The organism is Microcystis sp. M53603_WE2, from assembly GCF_030065435.1.
In genome coordinates, this window is sequence record NZ_JASJFF010000899.1 from 1 (window position 1) to 9,350 (window position 9,350).

At 44.9% G+C, this 9,350-nt stretch carries 4 protein-coding genes; 1 reads left to right on the top strand and 3 read right to left on the bottom strand.

Annotation, left to right across the window (positions count from 1 at the left end; translation table 11 throughout):
* Positions 1 to 263: 263 nt before the first annotated feature.
* Positions 264 to 920 (bottom strand): DUF1906 domain-containing protein, encoded by a 657-nt coding sequence (locus tag PX481_RS19155; RefSeq protein WP_002759945.1) that lies wholly within the window; start codon positions 918 to 920, stop codon positions 264 to 266.
* A gap of 169 nt (positions 921 to 1,089) precedes the next feature.
* The gene (locus tag PX481_RS19160) at positions 1,090 to 7,581 is read right to left on the bottom strand and encodes a jacalin-like lectin (protein ID WP_288028084.1); all 6,492 of its coding nucleotides are present in this window, start codon (positions 7,579 to 7,581) and stop codon (positions 1,090 to 1,092) included.
* 643 nt (positions 7,582 to 8,224) lie between these two features.
* Between PX481_RS19160 and PX481_RS19165 the strand changes: the two genes are divergently transcribed.
* Positions 8,225 to 8,830, top strand: a complete 606-nt coding sequence (locus PX481_RS19165) for a hypothetical protein (protein ID WP_002759942.1) — start codon at positions 8,225 to 8,227, stop codon at positions 8,828 to 8,830.
* A gap of 21 nt (positions 8,831 to 8,851) precedes the next feature.
* Here the strand turns inward: PX481_RS19165 and PX481_RS19170 are convergent.
* The coding region (locus PX481_RS19170; protein ID WP_288095478.1) for a lipase at positions 8,852 to 9,350 on the bottom strand (499 nt) is incomplete at its 5' end.

Genomic DNA, 9,350 nt, shown 5'->3' on the forward strand with positions numbered 1-9,350 from the left:
ATAAATCTAAAAACCTTGTTGGATAAGACTTTTGGACTTTTTTCCCCTCAAAAAGTGCCAGCCATTGCGGGGATCGGGGGAAAATTCAGGTACTTTTTCCCTGAAAATTAGGTAGTTGACCACCTCAAAACTGGTAAAACCTCACACCCCACACCCCACACCCTGCCCCCAGGAAAAGCTTTTTCAGCAAACCCTATATAGTATAGGGCATAACATCAATGTATAGATACCTGCCCGTCAAGTCAATTATCCAAAGATTAAACTTAGGTTAAAATTAACCATTGAGGCACACCGCCTTCCTTATCAATGTAGGTAATATCTTGGTCAATGCCAATGCCATTAACTGGTTCACCAACGTAAGACTGTACCATTTGATAACTACGAACCGCCACCGGGGGAACGGTACTTTCTGATTGCCAATAATGTTGAAAAGGCAAATCATAGAGTTGCTGACTATTCAAAATCGAATTAGCCCCCACATATAACCCGGGTAAATAACCCGCGCCTGCGACAGCATTATACCAACTTGTGCAGTATTGAATTACCGCTTCGGCTGAAACTTCAGAACTAATTCCTTCCAGATCTAACCAAACATTTACTTTCCTGGGAAAACCCACTGAAATTGCATTATTTGCCGCATTATCGCCGTAGGTTGTTCCCAATTGGGCGGAAGGAACCCAACCAGGGGAAGAAACGTGCTGCACAGGCATTAACGCCAGTCCTCCTTGTAAAATGCTAAGAGCTTCTTCGTAGGTTAAATCCCCCGGTGCTTCTCCTGCACCCAAGGAAAGATAACGGAGACAAAATTTGTAACCCTGACTGGCAAATTTTTGGGCGGTAGCTTTGGTAATTACAGAATCAGCATCAAACCCCAAAGATTGATTGGGCGCACTTTGAATAATTCCGGGTAATTGAGTCATAGTTGATGTCTCCTTGAGCAAAATTCAACTAAATTGATGACTTATTTATGAATGACGATCGAGCAAGAAATTAGTACTGGTTAGTTTCGTAGGTTGGGTTGAGGAACGAAACCCAAACACTCCACTGATTATGCCTGACAATAGACATTCATCATGTGGTGTCAGAATCTCATGGTGTAAAATCCAAGGCGGCACCGGTAACAACAGTGAGCGAGGAAGAGGAATCCGATGCAATAGGAGACCCTACATTGGGGACTAACATCTTTGATTGTGGATTATCAGTTGCCAAGGTACTCAGGAAAACACCACCTGAACCAGTTGCACACATATAATTCAGATTGGCATCAGCAATGATCGCCCAAGGGGACCCTGAGATAGTTGCATCCTGTTGGGCGGCATTGCCCACCGTATTATTACTGACATCAACAACCCAGATACTGCCCATAGAGGAATTAGAGGGGTTGGACGGAGCCGTGGCAATAAAGATTGCTCCATCTGGATAATTTCCCGGAGCTACATTATTGGTGTTTGGTGAATAGGCTAAAGATAAAATGACCTGTCCACTGGGTACTGTCCAAATAGGAGCTAACGAAGCATTGAAACCACTATAGGGCTGATAGTGTAAATTACCCGAAAGTGTGGCAAAATAAAGACCATTTGCTCCTTGACAAACAGCAGATGAATACACCATCGGCTTGCAATATTGCTCTAAATACCCGTAAAGGGTAGGAGTTGAAGATGGGTTCTTAGCATTGAAGATAACCCCCGTGGCCTCTGATATGCCGCCGAGTAGCACACAATCGTAATTAGTTAGCGTGTTCGCAGGGAAAAAGGTCAGAGATACTGGAGCTTCCGCCGTATAAGATTTGTTTGAACCCACATAAGACAAGCTCGGTACGCCGTTAGCCCAACCGACTGAATACCAGTAGAGGTTGCCATTAGACGCTGCTACATAGAGATAGCTTGTGACGGCATAATAAAAAAGTCCGGCAATTGCTGCATCGGGTTCACTTTGTTCAGAGATCTGAGTCGTAACATTACTGCTTGTAAATTGCCCAGTAGTAGCGGGAGTAATGCTGTTGAGCCAAATATTGCCAGCGTAAGATCCGGAAACGAAATAGTAGGGTGGGGTAAACCCAGGGTTGCCCTGATCAAACAGAAACTCAAGAGCCGTGGTACCGCTACCATTATTATCAAGATTACTCACCACTTGTAAAACATAATCTGGCGGGGTTGGATTCGGTGAAAATTGACCAACTGAGATGCCACTTTGGTAAGCAGAGACGAAAAAATTATAGTTATCCAATTCATTTGTTACACCCTCAACAGAACGAAAAGTCATTGCCGCGATACATTGAGTGTATGGAAAAAGAATCTCGTCGACAGATACAGATACGGACGACCAAGTAGCAGGCGAAAAACTCAGACACACCGGTTGCAATTGATTCAGATAATCGCCGCTGCTGCCTTGAAAGCCGATGAGAGTGCAGTTCCCAGGAACACTCCAAGTGGCAACGGAAGCTGAATCACAACTGGCAGGTGCAAGCAAGGAGGTTTGGCCATAGTTGGTGCTGAATTGAACTGCGTTCACATAATCACCATAGATGACAGTGATTTCGGTAATAAATTCTCCTTTGCTCAAGTTGAGTGCTGGCCAGGCATTCACCGTGCCTTGTCCGTGGGCAAACTGTTGGGTCCCGTTGAGGGATTGGTAAGTTGTGCCAATTTGGTTGACATAATCACCACCCCAAATCGAAACAGAAATCAACAGCGGTAGTTGGCCCAACCGGAGTGGTGTCGGGTTACTGCTGTTGTTGCTGCTCGTTGCTGTGGTTACAGTACCGCCATTGATGGTTTCGCAGCCGATCGCGATTGAACTGTTAATATCCCAGAAATCGGCGCTTGCATCATTACCCCAGATTGGTCCGGTAACGATTGACCAGTTAGCCGTAGGTACACCATTAGTAATACTTTGAGGTTGTGTTGGGTAGGAGGAGGCAGTAAACGGATTTTGAAACAAACTAATCTGTTGCGATCGCAACGCCTGATAATCACTTTTCAACTGCCCACAGTTTGCGGCAAAAGTGGCATCGCCAGTGTAGTTATAACGTTGATACAAATCGTCAACAATCTGCATCTGGTTATTGATGGTGGCCAGAGTACCCAGATAGCTGTTAATGGCATCAGCGACTGGGCGATTACTGGCGAGAAATTGCCAGTTACTGGTTTCACTAACCAGATTCTCATAACCAGCGGTGGTATAACTGAGGGCGATGCCTGAACCAGTAACGTTATTGGCACTCAAGCCATTGGCAAATGCCAGGAGACTTTGGATTACATTGGTTACAGTGACGCTGTTAGCAGGATCGCTGGTCGAGGTGCTGCTGGTGGCGTAGGGAAGGGATAACTTACTGATTTCAGGATTCAAGGCCTTCATTAACGGTGCTGCGCCTTGGCTGGAACTGCTGGAACTGCTGGAACTGCCGGTGCTGTTAAATGGATTGGGCAGGGGCGTATCACTGCCGCGTATCACCTGGTAAGCGTAGAAATCAAGGGTTAGTGAAGACACCGCCTGAGTAATATTTTTGGCAAGATTAGCGCTTAAAGTGATGGGCGGATCACTTGGCACCACTCCCTGAGCGCTTAAACTGTTGAGGACTGATTGCTGTTCCGAAACAGTGCTGCACTCAAAAACAAACAGGGCAATATATTCCATACCCAACACTGCCGAAGAGACATAGCTATCGCCATAGGCACTATAAAACTGCGTCGGTGAACTGCTAAACAAGCTTTGTGCGCTGCTGCTTAATTGCGGTGTGCCATTAATGATCGGGCTGGTTTTTTCATGGGAGGCATAGATCACCACCGTTACGGATAGATTGCTCACCTTCGCCGTGCGCGTAACTTTACGATGGAAGGAATCATCGTCAGCACCGCCGCCGATCGCATATTTCAGCGTCTTTGACAAACTTTCACCAGAGGAACAGACTTGATACCACTGCTTGCCAGTAGCGTTTTGATCGCCGATAGTCAGGGATGATAAATCCAAGGCACCATTGGGCATAGCGCTGTTGCTAAAGCTGTTAAAGCCAATTCCCACGGTTGTGATGGGAAGACAAGGCAAGGGGGAGGAGAGGTCATCCAGTAGGGGGGCTGCCCATTTGGCTGGACTGAGACTCAGGACAATCAATTGCAACTGATTGAGATAATCGCCGGAGGAACCTTGAAAACCTAGCAAAATTTGATTATCTGCCGCAGTCCAGCTAATTGTGTTACCAGTGCTGGAGGGTGATAGCGGGAACGTATAGTCTTGGGAGCTTGTGGTTTGGAATGTGAGTTGATTGATATAATCGCCGCAAGTCCCACTAACGCTGCTGATAAATTCATCAACGGCTAGATTCAGATTAAAACAAGGTCCGCCACCACTTCCGCCATGGCTAAAGGTTTGGGCCCCAGCCTGATAACTGTAAATGGTTGATAGCTGATCAACATAATCGCCGCCATGTAACTGAACAGCAGCGATCTTGGGCAAGTCTTTTAAACAAAGTGGTGTCGGCGTACTGTTCGCTGGATAATTGCCATTAAAGGCTGTATTACTGTTGAAAAATGGCTGTCCGGCGCAAATATCCTGAAAGGACACCGAATTATTGTTGCCCCACAGCGGCGATAATCGATTGCTGCTGCTGTTACAGGGGGTGATGGTTATGCTGTAATTAAGGCTGGGAGTCCCTTTGGCAATAATGTCAAGGGGATCGCAGGAACCGTCAGTAGGGGAGGTAGCGGCCTGTTGCGGATTGGCGGCAACATCCGTCAGCCAGGCGGTCAATTCTTGGATCGCGTTATAGACCATTTGTTGCTGTCCCCTGATGGGAAAGCCAATATTAGGGTCTGCGTAGTAATTGTAAGTCGTATAAATCTGGAGGATGTTCTCAATCTCAGACCAAATGCCATAAAGCTGCGTCAGAGTAGGCGCGACTTGTAGTTGATAAGTCTGGCGGTTGGTAACTATCGGTTGGAAGCTGCTCAAAGCCGAGGCGGGTAACAGCCCTTCATAGCCCATCGTGGTAAATGACAGCAGCCAAGGCGTATCTACATGGCTGGCAGAAAACTGGCTGGCCGTCTGCACCAAAGCCTCCGCATCGGTTTCGGCATTGCCAGTCATACTTGGTAAAGAGAAACTACTGCTACCGATAACCTGTTGGTAACAGATCAGATTAACACCTTTGGAACTTTGGGCATTGCTCACATCGGAACTTAAACTGGCATCGAGAGAGGCCGATTTAATCGACGCACTGGCACTCAGGGTTTTTTGCACCGTTTCCTGTACGGCGCTACTATCGCATTGAAACACAAATACCGCCACATACAATCCGCCGTTAACCGTAGCGCAGACAAATGAATCGCCATATTCAGTGAACAATTGCTCTGTGGTTAAATTAGCCAACGTGGGAGATAGGTTGCATTGCGTATAAACCGGACTCGATGTCACCACACGGGTAATCAGCACCAGCGTCACATCGGTATCGGTTACTTGGATGGTTTTGGTTTTGGTTTTGGTGTGACTCAATTTAAAGCCTGGTATGCCAATGGAAAATCCCCTGGTTTTGCTCAAAGTTTCCGATAATGACTGGCGACTGGCGCAAATTTTCATAATGACTTCGCTTTGCGCCCCCTGGTCAACGCTGGTACAGGCGCTGCTGTTTAGTGCGGAATTCGGCAAAGCACTGCCAAGAAAAGAATTATAGCCCACGCCCAAGGTGCTGACTGGCAGCGTATTGACAAACGGTTGCGTCTCAATCGATGGCGCTAACCATTTTGCTGGCTGTACGATAATGCAAATTGGCTGCAAGCCGAGGAGATTACTGCTGTTGCAATAACCCTGAAAGCCAATCAGCGTCGCTGCTGCTGGCAAACTCCAGCTAAAACTGCTACCACTGGTGCTTGTCGGTTGGGTGATGCTGTGACTAGCACTGTCGGTAAAACTCAACTGAGTAATCACGCCGTTGGAGATTTGACCGCTCATCTTGTCGATATACACCTGATTCTTCAAGCTATCGACACCATCATCCTGATTAGTAGCAGTTAAAAACAGGGTTGCGCCACTACATGAAGACACATTAGCAGCACCATGAGCAAATGGATGAGTATAGTTTAGTGTGTTGTAAGAGGCATAAAACTGGGCGACATTGTTATTGCCCCAAACGGTAATCATATAAAGCACCGGAATATTCGATATCGCCGTCGCTATGCCCGTAGTTTGGCTGGTGGCTTGCGAATAAGTACCCGAAGCGGTTGGGCTGTTATGACCATAAATTGAGCCATTAATCCCTGCATTTAGCGCTGTTGTGCTGGTACTGGTGCTGCTCGAGGTACTCACCTCAGAGCCGACATCAATATCCTGAAACGGCTCGTTACTGGTATCCCCAAACAGCGGTTGCGTCGGTACTAAATAATTAAATACCGGTATGCCGTTCATTAAACTCAGTGGCGGATTAATTGAACTAGCAATGCTCGGCGTTTGTGTTGGGTTCGCCGCAATACTGCTAATCCAGCTATTGACGTTACTTATATCGCTATTTAACTGCTTTTGGTTGGTGCTAAACGTGGTATCGCCGCTATATTTATAAGCCTGATACGCAGTAGCAATCCACTGATATTTGCTGGCAAGATACCCTAAACTTGTCAGGGTCGGAGCAATACAATCAAGATAAATCTGTCGGTTAGCCGCAATATTCATAAACGAGGCGCTTAAACTGCTGCCAAACAGGGTTTCATAGCCAGTTACCGCAAAATCAAACACCACTGGCGTATTGGCGTTCAAGTTTTGTGCAGTTGAAACTATATTAGAGACAAATTGACTCACATCTGAACTATTGGCAAAGGTCGGCAAACTAGCGCTGCTACCAACTAAAGATTGATAAATCTGACAACGCACGGTGGTATTGTTCAGCGTTTCTGTTAAGCCAGCAGTCAAATTAGCGCCCAGCGTTGGCGAAATATGATCACAAACATTCACTGTCACCTGTGCTGTCAATGCCGCCTGTAAACTGCGCTGGTCTTCTTTGGTTTGGCAAGAAAAAACAAAAACTGCCACATACTCCGCCCCTTCCGTCAATTCAGACACAAAACTATCGCCATACTGTTGATAAAAGTTCAAGCATTCACTTGGCGTTGTCGGTACAGTAATGCTACTGTTTAACTGGCATTGACTCAGCGCCTGATGAATGTTCTCAACCCGTGCATAAACAATAACACTGACGGAAGTATCATTGATAGACAAGGCATTAGATAGGCTCAGAGTTGAACTTACTGAAGGGTCGCTAAAGGTAGAACTAGAATCGGAACTGGAACCAGAACCAGAACCAGAATCGGAACCAGAACTAGAATCGGAACCAGAACTGGAATCATTGCTGGCTTTTTTTAAGCTAATCTGCGCCGAAACGCCTAAGGAATTGGTAACGGTATTATTAAAATCTTCAGCCGAATAACAAATCTTAAAAAAACTTTGGGAATTAGTGCCTAAGTTTTGAATTGTTGGATTGGCTGCCAAAGCATTCGTCATCTGCTTGCCAGTAAAACAATTAAAACCAACGCCGATACCGCTGATTAATTCAACGGCATGAGGAACGCCAATAAGATTCATATTTGCAAGCGCAGCCATGACAAAAATTCTCCTAATACGGATTGAGTTGAAATTAAATAATCTGGCTTTTCTCTACTTGGCAACCGCCAAGGCAGCTAGGACAACTAGGAGGCGGCAAATTCCCACAAAGCTTAAGCTTTTTTCCCCTTGTCACCTGCTATATTGAGCAGATATTGAACAATCCTGGGTAATTGAATCATCGATTATCTTCAATAACAAACGTGACTCAATTGAGGATTCATTTATTAAGAACGATTGAACAGGAAATTAGTTCCTGTTGGGTCAAAACTTATAGCAGTAAACCTATTGTTAAGGATAAGTAGGGTGCGGCAAATTCCCACAAAGCTTAAGCTTTTTTTCCCTATTGCCTGCGATAACTCCAATAGTTGATAATAACGGAATACACAATCCCCCCCCTGTCAAGTGGCCGATGTAAAAAATTTAACCAATCTTTACATTGCCCTTCTTAGGCAATTAATCCTCTTCTTTGTTCTTCTACAAATTTATCCAGTGGGAATGTTGACTTTATTTAACCTAGTTGTCACAAGCCAGAAGAAAGTCTCAAAAAAATAATTTTAAGACCAAGAAATCCTAAGCACACAATGTCGGACTAAAGCTTGGTAGAATAATAATTGAAATAAAAATCTAAGGGGAAAATCTGATGGCCACAACCGCTGATGATGTCTGGCGTTTATTAGGGGAATTAGTCGAAGCTCAAAAAGAAACTGATCGCCGTTTTCAAGAAACAGAACGTTTAATGCGAGAACAACGTCAAGAAAGCGATCGCCGTTTTCAAGAAACAGAAAGACTTTTAAAAGAGCAAAGCCAGAGAGTTGATAAACAGCTAGGAAAACTCGGAAATCGCTTGGGAGAATTTGTCGAATGGCAAATTCGTCCCGCCGCGGTAAGATTATTTAAAGAAAGAGGGCTTGATGTTCATGAATTATACTCAGGAGTGTCAGCCCAACGCCCCGAAGGGGGACTCGAAATAGATTTATTAGTAGTTAATAATACCGAAGCCGTCTTAATTGAAGTGAAAAGTAAACTGACTCAAAGCGATGTTGACGAACATTTAGAGCGACTAGAAAAATTCAAAAGATTAATGCCTCGTTACCAGAATCTGAAAGCATTAGGAGCGGTAGCCGGAATGGTTGTCCCCGACGATATTGCTCTTTATGCTTATCGTCAAGGATTATTTGTCTTAGCTCAGTCAGGAGACAATGTAATTATTTTAAACGATCCTCAATTTCAGCCTAAAGCTTGGTAATCTGTTCGTAGTATAGAATAATTAGCTTAACTTAGTGGCAATATCATCTAAATCTTGATCCGTTAGCGTGAGAGCATTAGCCACATTTTCTGTCAGCGGCCAGTCAATTTCCAGAAGATTGAAATAAGCTTGGATATGCTGAAAATAGGCTTCTTGCAGAAATTGCTTCAGGGGAGTTGTTTGCGGTTGAGGAAAAACGCCACATTCACCTTTCATGGCAAAAGTGCTGGGATTTAACGCCAGATAATTACAGTTTTTCACTTTCTGAATTTGACTATTAACTAATAGTGCAATTCTCGAAGATTTAGGAATATTACAAGATTGATACAGGGTAGTAATCTGCTGTAATTGCTCAATATTCCAAGCATGGGGAACAATATCCAAACTATTCCATAGTCGGCTGCTTTGATTGAGACCTGGCTCCGTATTTCCGTAGTAATCAGAAAAGGTTTGATCCCCTGGAGTTGCTCCGGCAGAAAATTGGGTATTGACGGTGATTTGTTTACCAGTAGGGTTCCAA

Coding starts and splice junctions, on each gene's coding strand:
- PX481_RS19155 (WP_002759945.1), bottom strand. CDS start 920: ATGACTCAATTACCCGGAATTATTCAAAGTGCGCCCAATCAATCTTTG.
- PX481_RS19160 (WP_288028084.1), bottom strand. CDS start 7,581: ATGGCTGCGCTTGCAAATATGAATCTTATTGGCGTTCCTCATGCCGTT.
- PX481_RS19165 (WP_002759942.1), top strand. CDS start 8,225: ATGGCCACAACCGCTGATGATGTCTGGCGTTTATTAGGGGAATTAGTC.